The sequence below is a fragment of the Roseivivax sp. genome, assembly GCF_054552075.1.
This window is the reverse complement of sequence record NZ_JBTOLZ010000003.1, coordinates 242,256-264,544: the sequence shown is the minus strand read 5'-3', so window position 1 is coordinate 264,544 and position 22,289 is coordinate 242,256. Positions and strand designations below refer to the sequence as shown.

Annotated in this window: 21 protein-coding genes and 2 pseudogenes; 16 read left to right on the top strand and 7 right to left on the bottom strand. The window is 64.3% G+C overall.

Annotated features, from left to right (window positions below):
• Positions 1–124 precede the first annotated feature (124 nt).
• The 4 genes from ACX938_RS03935 to ACX938_RS03920 all read right to left on the bottom strand — a co-directional run bounded on the left by ACX938_RS03935 (position 125) and on the right by ACX938_RS03920 (position 3,179).
• Positions 125–442: a hypothetical protein gene (locus ACX938_RS03935; RefSeq protein ID WP_459430064.1), complete on the bottom strand. Its 318-nt coding sequence runs from the start codon at positions 440–442 to the stop codon at positions 125–127.
• A gap of 3 nt (positions 443–445) precedes the next feature.
• On the bottom strand, positions 446–1,510 hold the full coding sequence (locus ACX938_RS03930) for a tyrosine-type recombinase/integrase (RefSeq protein ID WP_459430063.1): 1,065 nt from the start codon (positions 1,508–1,510) through the stop codon (positions 446–448).
• A 72-nt stretch (positions 1,511–1,582) separates the two neighbouring features.
• Entirely contained in the window at positions 1,583–2,662 is a 1,080-nt protein-coding gene (locus tag ACX938_RS03925) for a hypothetical protein (RefSeq protein WP_459430062.1), read from the bottom strand.
• Between the two features lie 211 nt (positions 2,663–2,873).
• Positions 2,874–3,179: a helix-turn-helix domain-containing protein gene (locus ACX938_RS03920; protein ID WP_459430061.1), complete on the bottom strand. Its 306-nt coding sequence runs from the start codon at positions 3,177–3,179 to the stop codon at positions 2,874–2,876.
• A gap of 816 nt (positions 3,180–3,995) precedes the next feature.
• Between ACX938_RS03920 and ACX938_RS03915 the strand changes: the two genes are divergently transcribed.
• The 14 genes and pseudogenes from ACX938_RS03915 to ACX938_RS03850 all read left to right on the top strand — a co-directional run bounded on the left by ACX938_RS03915 (position 3,996) and on the right by ACX938_RS03850 (position 18,958).
• Positions 3,996–4,754: a MauE/DoxX family redox-associated membrane protein gene (locus ACX938_RS03915; RefSeq protein ID WP_459430060.1), complete on the top strand. Its 759-nt coding sequence runs from the start codon at positions 3,996–3,998 to the stop codon at positions 4,752–4,754.
• Between the two features lie 527 nt (positions 4,755–5,281).
• Positions 5,282–5,749, top strand: coding sequence for a cupredoxin domain-containing protein (locus tag ACX938_RS03910; protein ID WP_459430059.1), 468 nt, complete (start codon positions 5,282–5,284; stop codon positions 5,747–5,749).
• Between the two features lie 60 nt (positions 5,750–5,809).
• Entirely contained in the window at positions 5,810–6,289 is a 480-nt protein-coding gene (locus ACX938_RS03905; RefSeq protein ID WP_459430058.1) for a DUF411 domain-containing protein, read from the top strand.
• 221 nt (positions 6,290–6,510) lie between these two features.
• A pseudogene (locus tag ACX938_RS03900) lies at positions 6,511–6,696 on the top strand (mercury(II) reductase); the annotation flags it as partial.
• Positions 6,697–7,168: 472 nt separating this feature from the next.
• Positions 7,169–7,948, top strand: coding sequence for a DeoR/GlpR family DNA-binding transcription regulator (locus ACX938_RS03895; RefSeq protein WP_459430057.1), 780 nt, complete (start codon positions 7,169–7,171; stop codon positions 7,946–7,948).
• Positions 7,945–9,039 carry an ABC transporter ATP-binding protein gene (locus ACX938_RS03890; RefSeq protein WP_459430056.1) on the top strand — a complete coding sequence of 365 codons (1,095 nt, stop codon included), beginning with the start codon at positions 7,945–7,947 and terminating at the stop codon, positions 9,037–9,039. The genes ACX938_RS03895 and ACX938_RS03890 overlap by 4 nt, the downstream gene beginning before the upstream one ends.
• A gap of 105 nt (positions 9,040–9,144) precedes the next feature.
• Complete coding sequence (locus ACX938_RS03885) at positions 9,145–10,386, top strand: ABC transporter substrate-binding protein (RefSeq protein ID WP_459430055.1); 1,242 nt, start codon at positions 9,145–9,147, stop codon at positions 10,384–10,386.
• A gap of 103 nt (positions 10,387–10,489) precedes the next feature.
• Positions 10,490–11,365, top strand: coding sequence for a carbohydrate ABC transporter permease (locus ACX938_RS03880; RefSeq protein ID WP_459430054.1), 876 nt, complete (start codon positions 10,490–10,492; stop codon positions 11,363–11,365).
• The gene (locus ACX938_RS03875) at positions 11,362–12,174 is read left to right on the top strand and encodes a carbohydrate ABC transporter permease (protein WP_459430053.1); all 813 of its coding nucleotides are present in this window, start codon (positions 11,362–11,364) and stop codon (positions 12,172–12,174) included. The genes ACX938_RS03880 and ACX938_RS03875 overlap by 4 nt, the downstream gene beginning before the upstream one ends.
• A gap of 38 nt (positions 12,175–12,212) precedes the next feature.
• Complete coding sequence (locus ACX938_RS03870; RefSeq protein ID WP_459430052.1) at positions 12,213–13,025, top strand: metallophosphoesterase family protein; 813 nt, start codon at positions 12,213–12,215, stop codon at positions 13,023–13,025.
• Positions 13,018–13,845 (top strand): inositol monophosphatase family protein, encoded by an 828-nt coding sequence (locus tag ACX938_RS03865; RefSeq protein ID WP_459430051.1) that lies wholly within the window; start codon positions 13,018–13,020, stop codon positions 13,843–13,845. Before ACX938_RS03870 ends, ACX938_RS03865 begins: the two co-directional genes overlap by 8 nt.
• A gap of 91 nt (positions 13,846–13,936) precedes the next feature.
• Positions 13,937–15,586, top strand: coding sequence for a Na/Pi cotransporter family protein (locus ACX938_RS03860; RefSeq protein WP_459430050.1), 1,650 nt, complete (start codon positions 13,937–13,939; stop codon positions 15,584–15,586).
• A gap of 26 nt (positions 15,587–15,612) precedes the next feature.
• The gene (locus tag ACX938_RS03855; protein ID WP_459430049.1) at positions 15,613–16,665 is read left to right on the top strand and encodes a UDP-glucose--hexose-1-phosphate uridylyltransferase; all 1,053 of its coding nucleotides are present in this window, start codon (positions 15,613–15,615) and stop codon (positions 16,663–16,665) included.
• 559 nt (positions 16,666–17,224) lie between these two features.
• Positions 17,225–18,958: a type I secretion protein gene (locus ACX938_RS03850; RefSeq protein ID WP_459430048.1), complete on the top strand. Its 1,734-nt coding sequence runs from the start codon at positions 17,225–17,227 to the stop codon at positions 18,956–18,958.
• A gap of 210 nt (positions 18,959–19,168) precedes the next feature.
• Here the strand turns inward: ACX938_RS03850 and ACX938_RS03845 are convergent, their stop codons facing one another.
• Positions 19,169–19,345, bottom strand: coding sequence for a hypothetical protein (locus ACX938_RS03845; RefSeq protein ID WP_459430069.1), 177 nt, complete (start codon positions 19,343–19,345; stop codon positions 19,169–19,171).
• Between ACX938_RS03845 and ACX938_RS03840 the strand changes: the two genes are divergently transcribed.
• Positions 19,271–19,543, top strand: a complete 273-nt coding sequence (locus ACX938_RS03840; protein WP_459430068.1) for an integrase core domain-containing protein — start codon at positions 19,271–19,273, stop codon at positions 19,541–19,543. The genes ACX938_RS03845 and ACX938_RS03840 overlap by 75 nt on opposite strands.
• Positions 19,544–19,774: 231 nt before the next feature.
• The gene (locus ACX938_RS03835) at positions 19,775–20,263 is read left to right on the top strand and encodes a GFA family protein (RefSeq protein ID WP_459430047.1); all 489 of its coding nucleotides are present in this window, start codon (positions 19,775–19,777) and stop codon (positions 20,261–20,263) included.
• A 317-nt stretch (positions 20,264–20,580) separates the two neighbouring features.
• On the opposite strand, the gene ACX938_RS03830 is transcribed toward ACX938_RS03835, so the two are convergent.
• A complete protein-coding gene (locus ACX938_RS03830) occupies positions 20,581–21,030 on the bottom strand; it encodes a hypothetical protein (protein WP_459430046.1) in 450 nt (149 codons plus the stop codon).
• A 121-nt stretch (positions 21,031–21,151) separates the two neighbouring features.
• Positions 21,152–21,700: pseudogene (locus tag ACX938_RS03825) on the bottom strand (DUF3644 domain-containing protein).
• Positions 21,701–22,289: the final 589 nt, after the last annotated feature.

Sequence of the window (22,289 nt, the reverse complement as noted above, 5' to 3'; positions counted from 1 at the left end):
CTTGGCCCCTATGCCGGCCTGGTGCTCCTTCAGGATGCCAATGATCTGCTCTTCGCTGAAACGGCTTTTCCGCATCGTCTGTCTCCTCGTTTGGAGAACAGGCTAACTTCAAACCGCGGATTTTTCAGGGGAGCAGGTCATGTCGAACCCGCCCCGCCTTGCTGGCGGCGTAGAGCTCCTTCCCGGCCGCCGGAAACACCTCTGCGAGCGCCTGCCGCATATGTTGGATCGTCTGCTTGCGCGTCTGCGACGGCAGTTGTGCGGCAACTGCCTCGAGTTCTCCGGGGCTGGGCGCGAGCGGGTCCGTCGCCAGCGACACCCACTGACCCAACGCTCCGCCCAGCCTTTTGCGCTGAGCGGTGGAGAGCTCGAGCGCCTCGAAGCGCTCCCGGATCGACGGCGGCCATGTTGCCGCCGGTTTTGCAATGCGGGTTCTGGGCATCTCTTATTGTCCCTTTATCTCGAAATGTACCTTCGCGAGGACGGCGCGTTGGCTGCGTTCGAGAAGATGCAGATATTGCCGCTGGGCGATCAGCGAGCTGACTTCCGCGTAGTAGCTCTGGGTGGTCTCGATGCTCTTGTGCCCGAGAAGCCGTCTGACAAGGTCCATCGCGCTCGGGTCCTGATCGAGGGTGATCTTACCCGCGATATGGCGCATTACATGCAGGTTGACCTCGAGGCCGCAGTGCTTCTTGAGTTGCTTCTTGAAGGTGCCATTGGCCTTCTCTTTCGTGATATGCCCCATGTCCTGCGCAAAGCGTTTGCCGCCATGACCAGGAAACAGGTGAGGATTCTGGTCACTCGAGCCGGCATTCGCCCGTGCCGGGGGCAGGAAATCGCGAATGTAGGCCTTGATCATCCAGACCGTTTCCCGGTCGATCTGGACATGGATCGTTTCTATCGTCTTTGTCTCGATCGCGGGAATGCGGAGCGTTCCTGCGCCCTCCGATGTGGGCAGCAAGAGATGCGGGTCATCTCCGGTCCAGCGCAGACCCACCAGCGAGCTGCGCCTAAGCGGTCCGACATATTGGGCAATCCGGATGAAGATCACATTCCTGGCCTGAGCGATGTGTTTTCGGGCGGGGGTCTTCTTGTGTCCGACACCGCGCCGCGAGAGATGCCAGAGGGTAGCAGGGGCTTCGAAATACCGCCGAAGGCAAGCCTCTTCCGAAAACGCCTGCAGGCGCTCTGCGTGGCGTTTGCCGATCCGGCGCTCCGCAAAAATCCGGACCTTCTTTCCTTCCGAGTTGAGCTTCATCCCAAAGACCGCGGGATCGATGTCGCGCTTGAATTCCTCAAGATCCTGCATGTCATCGGCAGACAGGCCGGTTGCTCGCGCTACCGAGCAGAGCGTCTCAACCAACCCGTGCTCGTAGCGACCCTTTTCCTTCGAGTTGTAGGTCTTGCCTTGCGACTCCACCCGGACCCGGCGGGCCCGCCGGGCGCCGACAACCATCGCCTGGGCGACCGGGAGCGCGAAAAGATCCGACAATGCGCCCGGTTTTTCCACGACCCGCTCGCTGGTCTGCGCCGCATGCCAGGCGCGTTTGACAGCGTCGCGCCAGTTCTTCCGTGACCCTTCCTAGAGAACGATGCTGCCGTCCTCGATGTCTTGACGCGCCGGGCCAACACCGAACTCGAGGTATTCGTCGTTCGGATCGTCGACCACGAGCGCGCTCCAATCGGAGAGGGAGCGCGCGGAAACCGCCCTGTCGAGAATGGCATCAAGCGGCCCGCGAATCTCCTCTGGCACGTCCGACCAGCGCAGGCTTTCTTGACGGTGAGATGTGGTGGACACCGAGGGCAGTGGTGTCAATCGTTGCCCGTCGGTGGTGGCCGCGTTCCAGACGCGGATGAAGCGCCTGAGCTTTTCAGTATGTGTCGCAGAGCGGGTTGCACGATCATTCTCGAAGAACGCCAGACAGAAGCCCTCCGGCAGTGCCATGGGAGCCAGACCGAGCTTCGCGCCCGTAAGCGCGAAGCGCTTGGCGACGGCAGCGACGCTCTTTTCGTGGTCTGCCAGATCGGCTTGCACTGCGCGGAGCGCGCGCGCCCAAGGCCGCAGCAAGGCATCGACCTCGGCCTTCCGGACCTCCCGCTGGAAAGGATCAACGAGTTTCACGGCACGGAGGATCAGAGAGCGTTTGTTCTCGACGCTCTTCTGGCTGTCTACACCAAAATCTTCCGGAGTGGCGTTGGCCAGCATGCGACCGATCTGCGCGACCGTGGCGTGCATGTCCTCCGGCACCGCGGAGTGGCACCGAGCCAAGGAGTCGATCGCGACGGTGGCGCGGCGAGCGTCCTCCTGGTTCATGACAAGGCTGGCCGCCAGCTGAGCGTCGCGCAGAGTTGGGATCTTGTCCCGCAGAGTGAGGGCCAGCCAGCGCGTCGGTTCATCATTCCAGATGCGCAGGGCCCGCCGCGCATCTGATAGGATCTGGCTCGCTCTCGTTCCAAGGGCATGTCTTAGATCTGGGCCGACATCCTCGAGAGCGGCACGCAGACGGTCTACCGACAGATTGTTGTTGTAGCCGAGGACCGCGGTCATATCGCGCAAGGAGGTGACGGTTGCCTTACGGGTCGCGACCGGCAGGTTCGACAGGCACAGCGCACGCTCCAGATCGGCGGTGTTGCCTTCGGCAATGAAGTTCGTGTGTTTCATAAGGGTGTTCTCTTTCGGTTTGATCTGCCGCTTGTTGGACGCGGTCTCACCCAGAAGACCGGGTCCAGCAGGCGGCATTTGAAGTCAGGGGGAGCCATTGGAGGGCGTGTCGGGACATCCTCGGACGCCGGGGGACAGGCACGGACATCGGGGCGGAAGGGAGGGTCTGCATTCCCACGCCATGCAAACCCCTCCCTCTCCCCGATCATGCCTAACAAGCTGAATTGGCTATCTTTTCTTCGGCCTTCGGATTCTCCCGCCGAGCCTCGAGCTGGATGCAGTAGGTGCGCCAGTTGTCGAGCATCTCGCTCTCGATGCCCTTGAACCGCCAGACATCGAGAGCGGTCAGCGTCCATCGTCCGGTGGACCGGGACCCTTTGAGCTTGCCCGCCTCGAGGTAGCGACGCACCTGCCGCTCCGAACGGTTCAGCTCATCGGCCGCCTCGGATATCGAAAGCGGGGCGTCGGGCGGCTGTAGTTCCATGCTGATCTCCAATCCTGAGGTCTCGAAGAACACATGGTTCCCATCCAGAGATGGCGGAAATCGGCATTCAGGAGAAAGGCCGAGCGTGACGCGCGCTCAACCCGAAGGAGAGCCCTCCACCAGCGAATGCGCGAATTGTGCCAGGTCAGACGCCACCATGCCTGAAATCCGTCGGCGACGGTTGGCGGCAGCCGACCGTCTTTTCTGGGGATTCCAGATTCCTTGATTCAGGGGCGGGATTCGGCTCGTGTTTTCATAGGGTTCTGGGGCATCGGTCGCAGGAACAGGACCGTTGGGCCGCAGGAACAGGACCCTGAGGTTGCAGGAACAGGACCCGGGGGTCGCAGGAACAAGACCCGAGGTCGCAGGAACAGGACCCGGGAGTCACACCATGCCTATACCCCGGAAATGGCGGCATAGGCGCTGGTCTTGATTGGCTCGGACCGCCGCAATCAATCGCTCGCACCAATCAACCAGATATTTTTCTCTTTTTTGAGGATCTCGGGCGCACCCACCTCGACAATACGACTGATATCCGCGGCATCGTTCAGACCGCTCAGCCACGGCACGTCTCGAAAACAGGACGTACCAGCTGACCTGATCACCCGACTTGTTTTGCCTCCCCTGGCCGCAAAGACCGCACCGACAAAGCCCTTGCGCAGGATCGCAGCAACAGGGTCAGCCCCGCCATTCGGCCGCCGTAAGGGCTTATGCGATGGCGGGAGCCTCCAGTGGGCGGCGCCCCGTCCCTGCCCTTGCGCTCGGCGCGGCGCGCCCGCCCTCGAGACGGGAACCATCCAGCGCTGGATCTGTGTTTGACAGGAAAGACCGACCGATCGGAGGTGCGCCATGCCGCTCGACCAGACCGCAAAGACCGCCATCCTCTACAGGATGGTCATGCCCGGCCATCTCTGCCCCTTCGGCCTCAAAACCAAGGCGCTGCTCGAACGCGAGGGCTTCGAGGTCGAGGACCATTGGCTGGAGAGCCGCGAGGAGACCGACGCCTTCAAGGACCGTCACGGGGTGAAGACGACGCCACAGGTCTGGATCGGCGATACCCGCATCGGCGGCTACGACGAGCTGCGCGCGCATTTCGGCAAGCGCGTGAAAAGCGAGCACGAAACCAGTTACCAGCCGGTGATCGCGATCTTCTCCGTGGCCTTCCTGATGGCACTGGCGGTGAGCTGGGTCGCTTTTGAGACCATCTTCACCTTCCGCGCGCTGGAGTGGTTCGTGGCGATCTCGATGACGCTCCTGGGGATCCAGAAGCTGCAGGACGTCGAGGGCTTCTCGACGATGTTCCTGAACTACGACCTCCTGGCCCGGCGCTGGGTGCGCTACGGTTACCTCTACCCCTTCGGCGAGACGCTGGCGGGCGTCCTGATGATCGCCGGTGCGCTGACCTGGATCTCGGCGGCGGTGGCGCTTTTCATCGGCACGGTGGGCGCGGTTTCGGTGTTCAAAGCGGTCTACATCGACAAGCGCGAGCTGAAATGCGCCTGCGTCGGGGGTGGCAGCAAAGTGCCCCTTGGCTTCGTCTCGTTCACCGAGAACCTGATGATGATCCTCATGGGTCTCTGGATGCCGCTAAAGGCGCTCTTGTTTTGATGCGGCGCGCTGAACGAAACCGTGATGCGGCAGCCAGGGCGCGGAGGCTTGCACCGGCGCTGGCCGGCGGCATAGCGTGACCGACGATGCGCCTCACGGTTCTCCTGCTCCTCCGCGCCGTCTGCCTGGCGCTGCTTCTGCCCTTCGCCGGGGCGGCACATGCGGAAGCGCGCGAAGCTGGATCTGACCCGCACTGCGCCAGCCACGAGGATTGCGCCAAGGCGCAAGAGGTCCTCTTGGATCACACTCTCCCGGATGATTGCTGCGACACGGGTCACCCGGCCGGGCACGGCGCCACGCAGTGCGCGTTGCACGGCTGCGGCGCGTTTCTTCTGGAGGCCGGCGTAGCGCCGGACCATTTCGCCGCGCGGGCCGCCGGGTTCCCCCGGGCCGGCCCCGGCATGGCACCGCGCAGACGCGCAGCGGCGCCGCATCGCCCTCCCGCGCGCTGAAGAATTCTCTGTCAGACGAAGCTTTCCGATCCTGAGCCGGCAGGCTGCCGGCGCGCATCTCCTTATGGAGGACAAATGAGACAATTTGCACTTTCCACCGCCCTTCTGGGCCTCGCCGGCACCGCCTTTGCCGCGGGCTCCGGGGACCACAGCCACGGCGACATGCCCGCGGGCCAACCCGGAGCGGCCGCCGAGGTCACCCGCACGATCGAGATCCGCATGATCGAGACCGACGGCGGCATGGGCTACGAGCCGAACGCGCTCGAAGTCCAGGCTGGCGAGACCGTCCGGCTCGCGGTGACCAACGCGGGCGCGCTCGAACACGAACTCGTGCTGGGCACCGAAGCGAGCAACCGCGCCCATATGGCCGAGATGGCGGAGATGCCGGACATGGAGCACGACGACCCGAACGCGCTGCGCCTCGACCCCGGCGAGAGCGGCGAGATCGTCTGGACCTTCACCGATGAAGGCACCTTCCAGTTCGCCTGCCTGATCCCGGGCCACATGGAGGCCGGCATGCACGGCCCCGTCACCGTCAACTGAACCCGTTCGGGGCCGACGCGCGTACTGTTGGAACCCGCGCCCGGCTCCCAGGAGACCGAGATGAAACAGACCACTCTGACCCGCCGCGCCATGCTGACCGGCCTTGCGGCTGCGGGCCTCACCGCATTTTTGCCCCGCAATGTCCGGGCCGCCGCGCCGCGGATGCATGTCCTGAAGGACCCCAACTGCGGATGCTGCTCCGCCTGGATCGAGATCCTCGAGGCCGAGGGCTTCGAGGTCACCACCGAGGCCTCGGTCGGCACCGCGCTCAGCCGCTACAAGCTCGACAACGGCATCCCGATGGACGTGGTCTCGTGCCACACCGGGAAGATCGAGGGCTATATGATCGAAGGCCACGTGCCGGCCGCCGACATCCGTCGTCTGCTCGACGAAGCCCCCGACGCGGTCGGCCTCGCGGTGCCCGGCATGCCCTACGGCTCGCCCGGCATGGGCCCGGAGAGCCAGCGCGAGGCCTACGACGTGCTGCTGATCCTGCGGGACGGCTCGACCGAGGTCTTCACCTCCTACGACGCGGCCTGATCGCCAAGATCAGACGCGCGCGCCGGCCATTGCGGCCGGCGCGCCTGTTTGTCCCGCCGAGGTCCGGCGCCGCGACGCGAACATCCACCACATCACCGGCCACGCTATGTTCGACGACGAAGGGCGCCTGACCGCGGATGTCGATGCCTTTCCGGCGAGCGAGATCGTCTTCGCCACCGGGTCCCGACCGCATGTGCCGGCAATCCCCGCGATCGAGGAGGATGCGCACCGCCAACCCAACGGTCCGGGCCGCAGGCGATGTCACCGGGCGCGACCAGTTCGTCTACACGGCGGCCTATGGCGCCAAGCTCGCGGCCCGGAACGCGGTGGCAGGCGAGGCGCGCACCTACGACAACAGCACGATGCCCTGGGTGGTCTTCTCCGACTCGCAGGAAGCAGGTGCAGGAACAGGACCCGGGGGAAATGCCATGCCGATGCCCGAGATCTGACAACTTGAGCGCAGGTCTTGCGCAGCATCGGACGCGAGCTCCGGCGACACCACTGTCTGTGACCGACGGTGGAGCCTGAAGCGCAAGGCCGCGCCACCGCATTTTTGGCGCCAGCTCCTCGAATCGATGCTTCCCGGACCCTCCGCCCTCGTATGATCGATAGTGATCGAGTGATTGTTAGTGATCACTTCTCCACGCCATCAATCATACTACGCAGTTCGAACGAGGCGGCCAATGACAATCCATAACTATCTATTTGTATTCAGAAATTAACCTCACCACCACGTCAAGAAAGCTCCCGCCCCCTTCTTTGGAGCGGTTTCTCGTTGACAAAACTTCCTTCATTGCGACCATATATGCACAGTATTGATTGGTATTGATCGCCGCATACTGGCAGCGTCTCGGTGCCCCGAACCCCGTGAAGGATCCCATGAAGGACAGCCCCGATCTCTCAGAAATCCGCCGGATGAAGATCGCCGAGATCGTGGAGCGGCGCGGCTCGGTCGCCGTGCGCGACCTCTGCAAGGAGCTGGGGCGGTCCGAGGCGACGATCCGGCGCGACCTGCGCGAGCTGGGGCGCCAGGGCCTGGTGTCGCGCACCCATGGCGGCGTGATGTCGAAGACCAGCGCGATCGCCGACCTGCCCCAGGACGAGCGCAAGCTGATCGGCGCGGATGAGAAGCAGCGCATCGCGCAGGTCGCCATCGACCGGCTGGAAGGCGACGAGGTGGTGTTCCTCGATGCGGGCACGACCGCGCTGACCCTCGCCGAACTGGCCGGTCAGAAACCCGGCTGCCGCTATGTCACGACCTGCCTCGGCGTCGCGAAGCGCCTGAAGGCCCAGGGCCTGTCGGATTTCTACCTGGTCGGCGGCCGCTATCTGCCGGTGAACGACTCCGTTGTCGGCAGCCTCGCGATCGCCAACCTGCGCTCCCTCACTTTCGACGTGGCCTTCTTCTGCTGCTCGGCCGTCAACCTCGAGCGCGAATGCATCGAGATCGGCGACGAGACCTACGCGCTGATACAGAAAGAGGCGATCTCGGCCTCGCGCACCCGCTACGTCATCGCCGACCACCGGAAGTTCGACACCTACGCCTTCTCTCGCACGGCGGGCTTCGACGAACTCGACGGGATCATCACCAACGCGGAGCTGGGCGAGGAGGTGCTTGCCCAGCTCGGCGCCAAAGACATGGAAGTCATCAAGGCATGAACAAACCGCTCGCAAAGGATCTGGAAGGGGCCACCGAGGCGGTGTCGCTCGAGGTGCGCAACCTGCACAAGAGCTGGGGCGCCGTGGAGGTGCTCTCGGACGTCAGCTTCAAGATCAGGGCGGGCGGCTTCCTGACCCTGCTCGGCCCCTCGGGCTGCGGCAAGAGCACCCTGTTGCGGCTGATCTCGGGGCTCGACGAGGTCAGCGGCGGCGAGATCCTGATCGACGGCAAGGACGTCTCCCGGGTGTCGGCCGCCGACCGCAACCTCGGCATGGTGTTCCAGAACTACGCGCTCTTCCCCCATATGACCATCGCCGAGAACATCGGCTACGGGCTGAAGATCCGCAAGGTCGACAAGCCGAAGAAGGACAAGGCCATCGCCCGCGTGTCCGAGCTGATGGGCCTCGGGCCGCTGCTCGAACGCAAACCGGCACAGCTCTCGGGCGGCCAGCAGCAGAGGGTGGCCCTGGCGCGGGTTCTGGTCTCGGACCGGCCCCTGGTCTTGATGGACGAGCCGCTCTCCAACCTCGACGCCAAGCTGCGCACCGAGATCCGCAGCGAGATCCGCGCGCTCAACAAGCAGCTCGGCATCACCGTCGTCTATGTCACCCACGACCAGAGCGAGGCGCTGTCGATGTCCGACGAGGTCGTGCTTCTGAACGGCGGCAAGATCTCGCAATGGGGCACGCCGCACGATCTGTACGAGAACCCGGCCAACACCTTCTCGGCCAGTTTCATCGGGACGCCGCCGACCAACCTGTTGGAGGCCGCGGATGTCGACCTGCCCGGCACGCTGCGGATCGACGGGGCGATCGCCCCGGATGACTGCCTGATCGGCGTGCGCCCCGAAGAGATCCGCTATCCGCGCGGCGACAAGCCCTTCGGGCTGACCGCGCGGGTCCAGTCGCTGGAATACGAGGGCAAGGTGACGCTCGTCCACCTCGAGACCCGCTCGGGCGCCCGGGCGATCGTCTCGCATGGCGGGCTCGAGGCGCCCGAGCCGGGCACCGAGGTGACCTTCGGCTGGGATCACCAGGCGACGCATTTCTTCTCGAAACAGGGTGGCAGCGCGATACCGCGACGCTCCTGACCTGGCGGGCCGCAAAGAGGAGGCGGCCCACCGACCTGCAACCAAAGGGGGGGACCCACAATGAACTTCAAGAGCACCACAGCGCTTGCGCTTATGGCGGGCGGAATGGCCGGCCTGCAGGCCACGACCGTCACCGCGGCGGATCTCGAGTTTTACTTCCCGGTCGGCGTGAACGCCCCGGCCGTGGAGACGATCCAGGCCCTGACCGACGAATGGGCGGCGGCCAACCCGCAGCACAACGTGAAGGCGGTCTACGCCGGCAACTACGAGGAGACGACCACCAAGGCGCTGACCGCCGCCAATGCCGGCGACCCGCCGCAGGTGGCCGTGCTGCTGGCGATCGACATCTTCACCCTGATCGAGGAAGGCGCCGTCACGCCGATCTCGGACATCGCGGATTCGCCGGAAGAGCAGGAATGGCTGGCGGGCTTCTACGACGCCTTCATGAACGACACCAAGTTCGACGGAAAGATCTACTCGGTGCCATTCCAGCGCTCGACCCCGGTCTTCTACTACAACAAGGAGGCCTTCCGCGAGGCCGGGCTCGATCCCGAGGCCCCGCCCGAGACCTGGGACGCGATGATCGAGATGGGCAAGCAGCTCACCAAGCGCGACGACAACGGCAACGTCACGCAATGGGGCACCCGCATCCCGACGCTGGGCCTGGGCGGCGCCTGGCTCTTCGGCGGGCTGGTCGCCTCCAAGGGCGACGTGCTCTCGACCGAGACGGGCACCGAGGCGCGGATCAACACGCCCGCGGCCATCGCCTCCCTGGAGTTCCTGACCACGCTGGCCGAGGAAGAGGTCATGGCGCCGGGCGGGATTTCCTGGGGGGATACGCCCAAGGCCTTCCTCGAAGGGCAGACCGCCTCGATGTGGACCTCGACCGGCAACCTGGCCTTCGTGAACGAGAACGCGAGCTTTGAATGGGGCGTCGGCTTCCTGCCGGGCGGTGACGGCCCGGGGGCTCCGATCGGCGGCGGTAACTTCTACATCTTCGAGGACACCACCGACGAGGAGCGCGAGGCGGCGCTGGACTTCATCAAGTTCATGACCGCGCCCGAGAATGCGGCCCGCTGGAGCATCGCGACGGGCTACGTGGCCCCGCGCCCCGACACCTGGGAAACGCCGGTGATGAAGGACTACGCCGAGCGGCTGCCCCAGGCGCTCGTGGCGCTGGACCAGCTGCCCCACGCGGAGCGCGAGTTCGCCACCTTCCAGCGCGCGAAGGTGACGCAATACCTGGTCGAGGCGATCGAAAGCGTCGTCACCGGCAGCACCGAGGCCGAGGCCGCGGTCGCCGAGGCCCAGGAAAAGGCCGACGCCGTGCTCGGCGACTACCGCTAAGCCGGCGGGTCTGGCCAAGGGCGCGCGCCCTGCCCTCCCGGGGGCGCGCGCCCGCTCTCTCCATCCCTCCCTCAAGGCCGTTACAACCGGAGACCGGGCGACCATGAACAAGCGATTGCCACTCGGGCTGGGGTTCATCCTCCTGGTCTTGCCCTGCAGCCTGCTGGCGGCCTTCACGCATTACCCTGCGATCAAGGCGCTGGTGAACTCGCTCTGGAACAATTCCAGCTCCTTCCGGCCCTCGCGTTTCGTCGGCGCGGAGAACTACCAGGCCATGCTGAACGACGACCGCCTGGCGCAGGTCCTGTGGAACAGCATGATCTACGCGCTCGGGACCGTCCCGCTGGCGATCGGCCTGTCGATCGGCATGGCGCTCCTGGTCAATTCGCGCTTCCCCGGCACCTGGCTGATGCGGCTGTCCTTCTTCATGCCCACCATGCTGCCGCTGGTGGCGGTGGCCAACATCTGGCTCTTCTTCTACGCGCCGGGCATCGGCCTCGCCTCGCAGATCCTCAATGCCTTCGGTCTGCCCTCGATCAACTTCCTCGGGCGCACCGACACCTCGCTGGCCTCGATGATCGTCGTCGCGATCTGGAAGGAGGCCGGGCTCTTCATGATCTTCTACCTGGCCGCGCTGCAGGGCATTCCGGCCAACCTCAAGGACGCAGCGCGGCTCGAAGGCGCGGGCCCGGTCCGGGTTTTCTTCGATGTCGTCCTGCCGCTCCTGCGCCCGACCACGATCTTTGTGGCGGTCAACGCGCTGATCAACGCCTTCCGGCTTGTCGACCACATCATCGTCATGACGCGCGGCGGTCCGAACAACTCCAGCGCCCTGCTGCTCTACTACATCTACGAGGTCACCTTCGGGCACCGCGATTTCGCTTACGGCGCGACGCTGACCGTGCTGATGGTGGTGATCCTCGGGCTCTTGGCAGCATTCCAGTTCTGGGTGCTCAACAGAAAGGCGCATTACCAATGAGCCGCGATCTGAACCGCATCCTGATCGGCACCCTGTCGCTTGTCCTGGCCGGTGTCTGGGGCCTGCCCTTCCTCTATTCGGTCTGGACGGCCTTCCACCCCGAGGAGTTCGCCGCGAACTTCCAGTGGAACGCGCCGCTCACCTTCGACAACTTCCTGGAGGCCTGGAACGCCGCGCCCTTCGCGCTTTACTTCGCGAACACGCTGATCCTGATCGTCATCGTGCTGATCGCCAATTTCGTGCTCTGCACGCTGGTGGCCTATGCCTTCGTCCGCTACCGGTTCCGCTGGGCGGGGTTCCTCTTCGCGCTGGTCATGGTGCAGCTGCTGATCTCGCCGGAAATCCTGATCGTCGAGAACTACCTGACCCTGTCGCAGATCGGGCTGACCGACACGATCATCGGCATCGCCCTGCCCTATCTCACCTCGGCCTTCGGGATCTTCCTGCTGCGCCAGACCTTCATGACGGTGCCGAAATCCCTCGACGAGGCCGCCCAGATTGAGGGCGCGGGCGCCTGGCGCGTGCTCTGGACGGTCTATGTCCCGCTCGCGCGGCCGATCTACCTGGCCTACGGGCTGGTGATGACCAGCTTCCACTGGAACAACTTCCTCTGGCCGCTGATCGTGACCAACTCGCCCGAGGTGCGGCCCGTGACCGTGGGGCTGAGCGTCTTCGCCACCGTCGAAAGCGGCATCGAATGGTCGCTGGTCAATGCGGCCACGCTGATGACCACCGCGCCGCTCATCATCGCCTTCCTCATCTTCCAGCGCCAGTTCGTCGCGAACTTCATGCGCGCCGGGATCAAGTGACGCACCGCGCCCCGGCCGGACAAGGGACTGTTCCTCTGATGCGATTTGCCCATATCTCCGACCTGCATCTCTGCCGAGAGCCGCAGGGCATGCATGGCCTCAGGGAGGACACCCCCGCCATCGTCGAGGCCGTGGCGCGCGACCTCACCGAGATCTCGGACAACCTGGACTGCGTGATCGTCTCGGGCGACCTGACCGAGGACGCGGCGGAGGACTCCTTCGCCCAGTTCGAGCGCCTGTTCGCGGCGATCGGCGTGCCGGTCTACACGATCCCCGGCAACCACGACGGGCCCGCCGCCTATCACGCGCAGAAGGCACGCTCGGAGTTTCTGGCCCGCGCCGATCTGACCGGGCGGCTCCGGCGCATCGGCGGCGTGCGGCTCTTCGGCCTCGACACCAACCTCGAGGGCCAGGCCACCGGGGCGCATGACGCCGCCGACCTGCGGACCCTCTCCGAGGCCTTGCAGGCGCCCGAGGACGCCCGACTGGTCATCGTCATGCACCACCCGCCCTTCCGGACCGGACAGGCCGATTTCGACCAGATCACCGAGACCACCGGCGCGGAGGACTTCGCAGGCGCGGTCCGCGCCGCACCTCGCAAACCGATCCTGCTTTGCGGCCATGTGCACCGCCCCTATTTCGCCGAGTTCGAGGGCGCGATGTGTTTCGTCGGCGGGACGCCCACCGCGCCTTTCGTCGCCGCGCGCCCCTTCGGTGACACGCCGATCCGGCCCTCGCCCGAGCCCTATGCCTATTTTGTGCATCAGATCGACGAGACCGGGGCCCATGTCGCGACACCACGCAGCGTCGACATCGCCGGTTCCAAGCAAGCGGGGCGCAGCCATGCTTGACGCCCGCGGCTGCGACGACCTGATCGATGCGGTGGTCACCGTCTCCCGCGCCGAGATCATGCCACGCTTCCGGCGCCTCGCGCCCGGCGACATCGCGACCAAGGCGAACCCGTTCGACCTGGTGACCGAAGCCGACCTGCGCGCCGAAGAGGCCCTGGGCCGCGCCGTGGCGCAGATCCTGCCGGGGGCAGAGATCGTAGGCGAGGAAGCCGTGTCCCGGGATGCCGCGCGGCTCGACGCCATCGGCACCGCCGAACACTGCGTCATCATCGATCCCATCGACGGCACGGCGAATTTCGCCGCCGGACTTGCGGTCTTCGGGGTCATCCTTGCGGTCGTCGCGCGCGGTGAGACGATCTTCGGCCTGCTCTTCGACCCGGTCATGGAAGACTGGGTTGTGGCGCGGCGCGGCGACGGGGCCTGGCTGGCCGATACCTCGGGCAATGCCTCGCGCCTGCGCGCCAGCGCCCGGGAGGAGATGCCGGGGAGCCGGGGCCTCTTGCCGCTCAACGCCCATGACGGGCCGCAACGCGGGCCGTTCCTTTCGCAGTTCTCCGATGTCGGCCAGGTCCAGGACCTGCGCTGCTCCTGCCACGACTACCGGCTGCTGGCCTCCGGCGAGGCCGATTTCCTGGTCTCGGTCGCGCTGAACCCCTGGGATCACGCCGCCGGTCAGTTGGCCATCGCCGAGGCCGGGGCCTGGTCACAGGTCGACGGTGAGGCCCGCTATTCGCCGCGCCTCCGCCAGGGCCGCATGGTCGCCGCCGGAACCGAGGCGCTGGCTGCGGATGTCACGAGATGCCTGCCCGCCCGCGCATGAGAATGCCCCTCGGCTGGGCGCAAAAGCCAAGGACCCGCGCGGCCGCCCGTGCGCCAGGGGCCAGCACCCTGCCAAGAGAGGGGGTCACGCCGTGCTGTTTCTCTTGAACATCGCCAGCGCCGCCGCCCTTCTGGTCTGGGCCGTGCGTCTGGTGCGCACCGGCTTCGAGCGCGCCTTCGGCGTGCAGCTGCGCGTCTGGCTGCGCCACTCCACCTCCAACCGCGTCCGGGCCGCGGGCTGCGGGGCCTTCTCGGCGATCCTGCTGCAAAGCTCTACTGCCGTGGCGGTGCTCATGGCCGGTTTCGTCTCCGCCGGCAGCATCAGCGGGTTGGCCGGGCTCGCCATGCTGCTCGGCGCGGACCTCGGCTCCGCGATCGTCGCCCAGCTCTTGAACTCGCGCCTCTCCGCCGTGGCGCCGGTCCTCCTGCTCGCGGGGGTGCTGATCTTCCTGCGCAGCCGCCGCCGCACCGCCCGCCAGATCGGGCGCGTGCTGATCGGCCTGGCGCTGATCTTCGTCTCGCTCGACCTCATCCGCGAGGCAAGCCAGCCGCTTCTGGCCAATCCCGCCGCCAGCGCCGTCATGGCCTATTTCGCCAACGACCTGATGACGGCCTTCCTGGTCTCGGCGCTCTTTGCCTGGCTGGTGCATTCCAGCGTCGCGGCGGTGCTTCTATATGCAACCATGGCGGCCAACGGCATCCTGCCGGTCGAAGCCGCCTTTGCCATGGTGCTGGGCGCCAATCTCGGCGGCTGCATCATCGCGCTTCTGCTGACCCTGAGCGCCGATGTGACCGTCCGGCGCGTGGTCTGGTCCAACCTCGCGCTGCGGGGCGGCGGCGCGCTGATCGCGCTTTACGCCCTGTCCGTCATGAGTGCGCCGCCCGACTGGTTCGGCAGCGAGCCTGGCCAAGCCGCGCTGAACCTGCACATCGCCTTCAACGCCGTGGTCCTGCTGGCCTGCCTGCCGATCGCCGGGCGCATCCATGGCGCCGCCGTGTCGCTTCTGCGCGATCTGCCCGACGACGCCGAGCCCGCGGCCCGGCAAAGCGCGCTGGATCCCGAGGCGCTGGCCCATCCCAAGCGCGCCCTGTCCTGCGCGCGGCGCGAGCTGGTCCACCTGAGCGGCCTCGTCGAGGCCATGTTTCGCCAGACGATGCCGCTCTTCCAGGCCTTCGACGAGGACCGCGCCCAGCAGATCGTCGCCTGCAACCGCCAGGTCGAGGAGGCCTCGCTCGATCTGCGGGTCTACCTGGCCGGCGTCGGCGCCGACGAGGAACGCGACCGCATCGTAGCCCAGGCCTTCGACCTCGTGGGCACGGGCGTCAACCTCGAGGCGGCGGCCGACGTCCTGGCGCAGACCATGGTGGCGCTGGCCGCGCAGAAGCACCGCGAGGACCTGCGCTTTTCCGAGGACGGATGGCAGGAGCTCCTGGATTTCCACGACACGGTGCTGCGCAACATCCAGCTGGCGGTCTCGGTCCTGATGAACGGCGATCCGGCCCTGGCCGAGGCGCTGGTCGAGCAGAAGGACAAGGTCCGCGCGACGGCGAGCCGGCTCGAGCAGCGCCACCTCCTGCGCCTTCAGACCGGCGGCGAGGACACGCTGGAGACCAGCAGCCTGCATCTCGACCTCCTGCGGGCGCTGAAAACGGTCAACGCCTCCTTCGCCATGATCGCCTACCCGGTCCTGAACGAGAACGGCAGGCTGCTGACAAGCCGCCTTGCCGCCGGCCCGGCCTGAGACCCGCCAAGAGGGAGAGACGCAAGATGCACCAGGACGTTCTGGCCGAGAGCCCGCACCGGCGCCACAACCCGCTGAAGGACGAATGGGTCCTTGTCTCGCCCCACCGCAACAAGCGCCCCTGGCAGGGCAGTCAGGAGACCCCTGCCCTCGATGACAAACCTACGTTCGACCCGGAGTGTTACCTCTGCCCCGGGAACCGGCGCGCGGGCGGCGCGACCAACCCTGCCTACGAGGGGCCTTTTGCCTTCAACAACGACTTCCCCGCGCTCCTGCCCGACACGCCCCGGGGCGCCGAACCCGAAGACCCGCTCTTTCGCGCGGAAACCGCGCGCGGCACGGCGCGGGTCTTGTGTTTCTCGGAGCGCCACGACCTGACCCTGCCGCAACTGCCGGTCCCTTCGATCCGCCAAGTGGTCGACCTCTGGGCGCAGCAGATCGAGGAGTTGGGCCGGCTCTACCCCTGGGTCGCGGTCTTCGAGAACAAGGGCGCGGCGATGGGATGCTCGAACCCGCACCCGCACGGCCAGGTCTGGGCCTCGGATTTTCTGCCCAACGAGGTCGCGCGCGAAAACCGCTGCCAGGCCGCCTACCGCGACCGGCACGGGACGTCCCTGCTCGTCGATTACGCGGCACGCGAGGCCGATCTCGGCACGCGGACGGTGGTCGAGAACGCGCATTGGATCGTCGTGGTGCCCTATTGGGCCGTCTGGCCATTCGAGACCCTGGTCCTGCCGAAACGTCCGGTGCAGCGCCTGCCCGAGTTGTCGGCGGAGGAGCGAGACGCGCTGGCAGAGATGCTCAAGGCGCTCTGCACCCGCTACGACAACCTCTTCGAGACGGAGTTTCCCTATTCGATGGGCTGGCACGGCGCTCCGACGACTGGCGCGTCGGCTCCGCATTGGCAGTTGCACGCGCATTTCTACCCACCGCTCCTGCGCTCGGCCTCGGTGCGCAAATTCATGGTCGGCTACGAGATGCTGGCCGAGGCGCAGCGCGACCTCACGCCGGAAATGGCCGCCCGGCACCTGCGCGAGACATCGGGCGTGCATTATCGCGACCGCGCGACCGCACTCTGAGCCTTCGCCTGCACGAGCGACGGTACCGATGCCGGCGGGGCTGGCACGGCTACATCGACCGTAATAGGAGCGTGCGACTGCGTTACGATGATCCCGGCACCGTGACATCGGATGAAGCTCAAATCGACGTTGAAGGCAGCACGCGAAGATCTGCAGCGCGTCGCGACACCCGCTCTGATGGATCCGGACCGCGGGTGGGGCGAAGTGCCAATCCGACCTCGGATTGCTGAGATCCGCCTGACAGGTCCTGGCCTTTCAGGGCCGGAGGGAATGGCCCTGCCGAGACGATCTACTCCGCTCTCACCACCCTCTGAACTGCCGGGCTCCACCGCAGCGGCATAGCGCGCACCGCCGGGCGTCTGCTCGCGTCCGACGACACGCTGGCACGGCGTGAAACCCTTCGCCGAAACCGCGCCGCAAGGCCGGCTCTCCTCGAATGCGCGGTGAACGAGACCGGAGCCGCCATCCTTTTGCCAGAGTTTCGCCCAAACCGGGTCACCCCTCGCGACGGTATTGGGGACCGGTCAAGATTCTGCCCCACCAGCCTTGGATGTCTAATATGACCGCGCTTCCCTTGCCGGCTTCCTTGGACGGCCATGCCGCAACTGATGCGCATTTCGGCGCCAATATTCTCGCTCCCCGCGCCGCGATGACGGGCCCGGGCTCTTATGCAGAGGCCATCGAAGAGCTCGGCGTCAGCGCTCTGCGCTATCCGGGCGGCTCCCTGACCGAGGCCTATTTCGACATCGGCGACCCCGATGCTGCCCGCGTCACCGACAACGAGACCGGCGAGGAGATCGACTTCATGCCGATCTCTGACCTGATGGGCTACGCCGCGGCGACCGGACAGCCGGTGACCCTGGTCATCCCGACCCGCACCGCGCTGTCCGAGACCGAACTCGACGAGCTCGGCAATCGCCTGCCGGATATCGACGAGGCGGAACTGCGCGATTTCGTGCGCGACACCGTGACCGGGGAATACGGGGATGCCACCATCGCCGCCTTCGAGATCGGCAACGAATACTGGGGGGCCGGGCGGATGAACTCGGCCGAATACGGCCGCCTGGCCGCCGAGATGACCGAGATCATCGACGACGAGCTCGCGCGCATCGCGGAGGAGACCGGAACGCCGGTCGAGACCGACATCATCGTGCAGATGGGGCAGAACTACGATCACGCCGATCTCGAGGACGACTACGCCGGGCTTTCCAACGAAGAGATCCTCGCCGACCTCAACGAGACCTACGGGCTCGAGCTGACGGCCGAGGAGGCCGTCTCGGGCAGCGGCCGGATCAACTGGCAGCTCGTCAACAACGAGATCGTCATCCAGGGGTTCGAGGATGCCGGCGCGCTGGACGAGGTGGACGGGGTCACGGCCCACGTCTTCTCCAAGGCCCCGGAAATCGAGAACTCGCGCTACAACGACATCACCCAGATCGAGAATACCTGGCACGAGGTCGACCCCGACCTCGAAATCCACGTCACCGAGTGGAACCAGAAATCCACGACCGAGGCGCTCGATCGCACCGAGGACTACGGCCTCTATCAAGCGCACGAGATGCTCAATATGCTCGAGGTCTTCCTCGACACCGGCGTGGATGCCGCCCATGTCTGGCCTCTCATTCAGAACACCCGCAATGCCCTTTCGGGCGAGACCGAACACGACGATCCCACCGCACCAGGTGAGATGTTCGCGATGATGTCGGAAAGTCTTCCCGGCAAGACCGCCATCGACTTCCTACCCGACGACAGGGAGACCGAATATCGCCTGGACGGGATCGACGTGCACGGCTTCACCGACGCCGAGGACATCGTCTTCTACATCGCCTCCACCAGCCGTTTCGAAACCCAGACCACCAAGATCGATATCTCCGGGCTGGTCGTCGACCAACAAGCCGTCAGCGCGCGCCAGCTCGGCGTCGCCGAAGGGGACGCGCCGGGGGACACCGACTCCCAAGCCCGCCTGGAGCTCCTGGCGGAGGAAGAGGTGCTCGAAGATGGCGTGATCACCGCAACGCTGGCGCCAGGCGAGATCCTTGAGATCACTCTCTCCGGGGTCGTGCCCACCGAAGACTTCGCGCCGGTCATGGCCGCCGCTGCCGCGTCAGAAGAACCCTCGCTCTATGAGGAACTGATGATTGACGATCCCGCCCCTGCCGAAGTGGTCGAGACAGACGACGGGAGCTCTGAGGGTGGCGATGGCGGCGGCGATGGCGGCGAGGACGGGGCCGATATGGACATCTTCCTCGGCCTCCTTCCGCTCCTGGTTCTCGGTGGCATCGTTGGGTTCTGAGACGCCTCTCTTGGGCCAAGGCACTCAGATTTGATGCTGGTTGGATCTGCCCCAAGCGTCTCGACGGGCTGACCATGAGGAATCTGGGGCGAGGCCCGTGCGGCGGCCTCGACGCCGCCGCTGGAATGCGCCCTAAAGGAGGCTCGCCAACAGGCACTTTGCCCGGAGCAAGTCGCGCGCCTCTTGGCGGAGCTCGATCAGGGGCTCCAGTTATTCAAAGAGCGCCGCCAGCGCGCGTCCGTGGTGGGTGAGAATGGGGATCTCGCGGACAGTGCCGACATCACCCTGATCCGGGGCGAAATAGCCGTCGAAATAGGTCTCGGTCTCGATCGTCTCGTCGACAAGAGTTTCGACGGCAAGCTCTGCGCCGAGTGCCCGAACCTGCACTGGTTCCGCTCGCTGTCTCATGCCCGGGACGAGATCGGGCGCTGGCGCAACCACTACAACATCGAGCACCCGCCTTCAGCGCTCGGGTACCCGTCCTCAACGGAGTTTCCGATCACACCACCACGCCAGCGCTTGAACCTCTTATGGCCTCCACGCTGCCGCTCGACACTAAATATCGACCGAAACCTTCTGGGTTGACGCGGCCATAACCTAAGGGAAGGTAAATCTCCGACCCTGCATGATTTTTGCCGCGCAGTGAGGGCGTTTCAATGGTGGGCCGGGCAACGGAAATTCTCTCAGGAAGCGCGCTTTCCATACAGAAAGTTGAGATTCCAATAATCAATCCACTTAGCGTATTGCTGATGAAGATCTTTCGGGGTCTACTAATGACCGCGATCTATCTGCTCCGCGCGGACAAGGGAGAGGAACATGTCTGCTGGACACGAAGGCCGCTGTCTTTGCGGCAAAATCAGCTACGACACAGGTGATGACCCTCTTTGGATCACTGTTTGCTATTGCCGGTTCTGCCAGCGCGCCACGGGATCGGACCGGATGATCGAGCCGATCTTCGAGCGCTCTTCATTCGCATTCAAAAACGCGCAGCCCACTATTTTTGCCCTCCCCTCGGAGGGAAGCGGTAAGGAAATAATTGTTCATTTCTGTCCGGACTGCGGCACCAAGCTGGCCTTGACCTTCGAGCGCTGGCCCGATCGCATCGGCATCTATGCAGGAACGTTGGATATGCCTTCGGCTGTGTCGGCAACAACAGAAAATACCAAACATATCTTCGTCTCCGAGGCCCAGCCAGGGACGATCTTGCCGGCAGGATTCAAGACCTTTGACCGCCATGCTACCGAGAACGACGGCAGTCCGCTCGAACCAACGACGCACGCTTCACCTCACATCGTGGGCGGCTGACGCGATTAGGGCCGCCCGGGCACCGAATGCGGGGGCCACGCAACCGGATTTGATCGAATGTTCCCCAGTAGCGCTGTCCTGTTGCCAGTCATTCAGGCGCGTAGCATAAAAGGCCGCATTGAGGGTGGCGATGCAGCATACTGAAGACCGAACCGCGGTCCGCTTTAGTCCGGACATGGTCTCGGGGGCGGATCGGCCAACTGTCCGACACAGGCCGGAGGCCGCCATGGTCACTTCGGGCTGGGCGCGGTCATTTGCTGCGCTTGTCATGAACGGCAGCAGTGCGCAGAAACAGGTCACAAGCAGGGCATGCAACCTTACCGATATCTCTCTCCTTCTTGCTCGCAATGCTCAATTACCCGGTCGACCCAACGGTCAAACCAAACCCACGTTCCCTTATAGTCGCCCTGGCATCCATATCCTTTACCCGGATTCTTGCCGTCAAGTTTTTTCCAAAGAACGATATGGTCATGCATTTTAAAGTTTGGAATGCCAGCAGCATTGACTTTCTCGACCACCTTCCCTGGCGGGAGGCGAGCCTTGGTGACCTCCTTCAACATTATCCTCTCGATTTTATTCGCTTCGTCGCTTCCGGAGGCAACGATCGACACAGCTACGTCTGCAGCCCCTGGCTTTTTAGCTGTCATTGGCACAAAGCCGTATGACGTTCTATAAGCTGGATCCTTCATCTGCTCGTCGGTCAGCCCGTTCTCGAAGGCATCAATGGTCGTTTCAAGGCTTTTTGGCAGGCCAGAAGCTTTCTTCAAGGCAGATATCTGCTCGGTTCCGAAAGAGACGAACTGGAGTGCGATTGGGAGACGTTTTTTCTAGGCCATACTGAGCACCAAATTCCTTCTTGAGGAGGTCATTGAAATTCAACGCACAGGATTACAGCTTGGCGCCAAGGGCGTCGTCAATTCGGCTAGTTGTCCGGTGCTCAATTTCGTTTCGAATCTCGATCAGAAATTCGAGGTTCTTGGCGACGCCACCTTTTGCCGGGCATTTTCCTTGCTTCAAGCAATGAGCAAGATCCCAGTATTTATCTTCACTCGCCTTTTTTTCGCCCAGGGTATTTGTAGTCCACGCCCTCGCGCTTGAACCATGCATGCAAAAGGTATGTCATGTAATCATCGCAGCCACGATGAAAAGTTCGGATCGGAACGTGAACCCGCCAGCGTTAAAAGTTTGGATAGCTGAAATCATGGCTTCGCGGGCCTTGATCAATAATTCATCTCCACGAAGGCTCAAGCCAGTTTCGTGGTCAATATCCGGCCAAGTTACAAGAAATGCTTCAAGATTTTCATCTGCCGCAGCTTTGACTGCCTTGTGCTTCGCTTCAGTTCGAATTTCGCCAATGAGCCGATGATTTACCGACCTCGTTGGTCGAGTGAAATACGCCAGAATATCTTGGTCATTGTACTCGTCTTTGCCGAGCATCGCCTTGACCAATGCGACTTCCCATCTTTCGAGGGTGTTTCCCTTGCGCCTTTTAATTTTCTTCTTCGGCGGCCCTTCCTCGACCATACATCACCTTCGTTGAAACTACATTGGGCTTGTCGCGTTTGCGTGCCGCCCCAAGACCTTATCTATGCAGATCAAGTATCCCTGGCCAAGGGGTCTCTACAACCCAAGGCTGAGTTTCTCTTGGGTCAGCACTGCGCGCACAGGCCCAATAAGGCTTGTTGAGAGGCCCCTCGAATTGGCGACCTTAAGTTGCTACTTTGCAGCGACGGATGCTCGCATAAATGTCCGGTATGGGCCGCAACCGGACCCCGAGAGAACCCCAGACCGCACATGAGACGCACCACTCCCATGGCAATGCTCGGGTTTGCTCAAAACAAGACCTGACCGAGCGCGAGTCGCCGAGACCAATCCCCCACCTCCCATCCAATTTCTGCAACTATACGTCCAATCATTGCAGTTTTAGCATCTCTCACGACACCGTAGGGTCCGGGCATCCGCATCTCTGGGAGGAGTGACATGCTTAGAACCACCGTTGCCGCCACGGCCCTCTGCACCGCCTTCG

Coding starts and splice junctions, on each gene's coding strand:
- ACX938_RS03885 (WP_459430055.1), top strand. CDS start 9,145: ATGGCCGGCCTGCAGGCCACGACCGTCACCGCGGCGGATCTCGAGTTT.
- ACX938_RS03865 (WP_459430051.1), top strand. CDS start 13,018: ATGCTTGACGCCCGCGGCTGCGACGACCTGATCGATGCGGTGGTCACC.
- ACX938_RS03895 (WP_459430057.1), top strand. CDS start 7,169: ATGAAGGACAGCCCCGATCTCTCAGAAATCCGCCGGATGAAGATCGCC.
- ACX938_RS03935 (WP_459430064.1), bottom strand. CDS start 442: ATGCCCAGAACCCGCATTGCAAAACCGGCGGCAACATGGCCGCCGTCG.
- ACX938_RS03915 (WP_459430060.1), top strand. CDS start 3,996: ATGCCGCTCGACCAGACCGCAAAGACCGCCATCCTCTACAGGATGGTC.
- ACX938_RS03875 (WP_459430053.1), top strand. CDS start 11,362: ATGAGCCGCGATCTGAACCGCATCCTGATCGGCACCCTGTCGCTTGTC.
- ACX938_RS03870 (WP_459430052.1), top strand. CDS start 12,213: ATGCGATTTGCCCATATCTCCGACCTGCATCTCTGCCGAGAGCCGCAG.
- ACX938_RS03925 (WP_459430062.1), bottom strand. CDS start 2,662: ATGAAACACACGAACTTCATTGCCGAAGGCAACACCGCCGATCTGGAG.
- ACX938_RS03850 (WP_459430048.1), top strand. CDS start 17,225: ATGACCGCGCTTCCCTTGCCGGCTTCCTTGGACGGCCATGCCGCAACT.
- ACX938_RS03835 (WP_459430047.1), top strand. CDS start 19,775: ATGTCTGCTGGACACGAAGGCCGCTGTCTTTGCGGCAAAATCAGCTAC.
- ACX938_RS03910 (WP_459430059.1), top strand. CDS start 5,282: ATGAGACAATTTGCACTTTCCACCGCCCTTCTGGGCCTCGCCGGCACC.
- ACX938_RS03880 (WP_459430054.1), top strand. CDS start 10,490: ATGAACAAGCGATTGCCACTCGGGCTGGGGTTCATCCTCCTGGTCTTG.
- ACX938_RS03855 (WP_459430049.1), top strand. CDS start 15,613: ATGCACCAGGACGTTCTGGCCGAGAGCCCGCACCGGCGCCACAACCCG.
- ACX938_RS03890 (WP_459430056.1), top strand. CDS start 7,945: ATGAACAAACCGCTCGCAAAGGATCTGGAAGGGGCCACCGAGGCGGTG.
- ACX938_RS03905 (WP_459430058.1), top strand. CDS start 5,810: ATGAAACAGACCACTCTGACCCGCCGCGCCATGCTGACCGGCCTTGCG.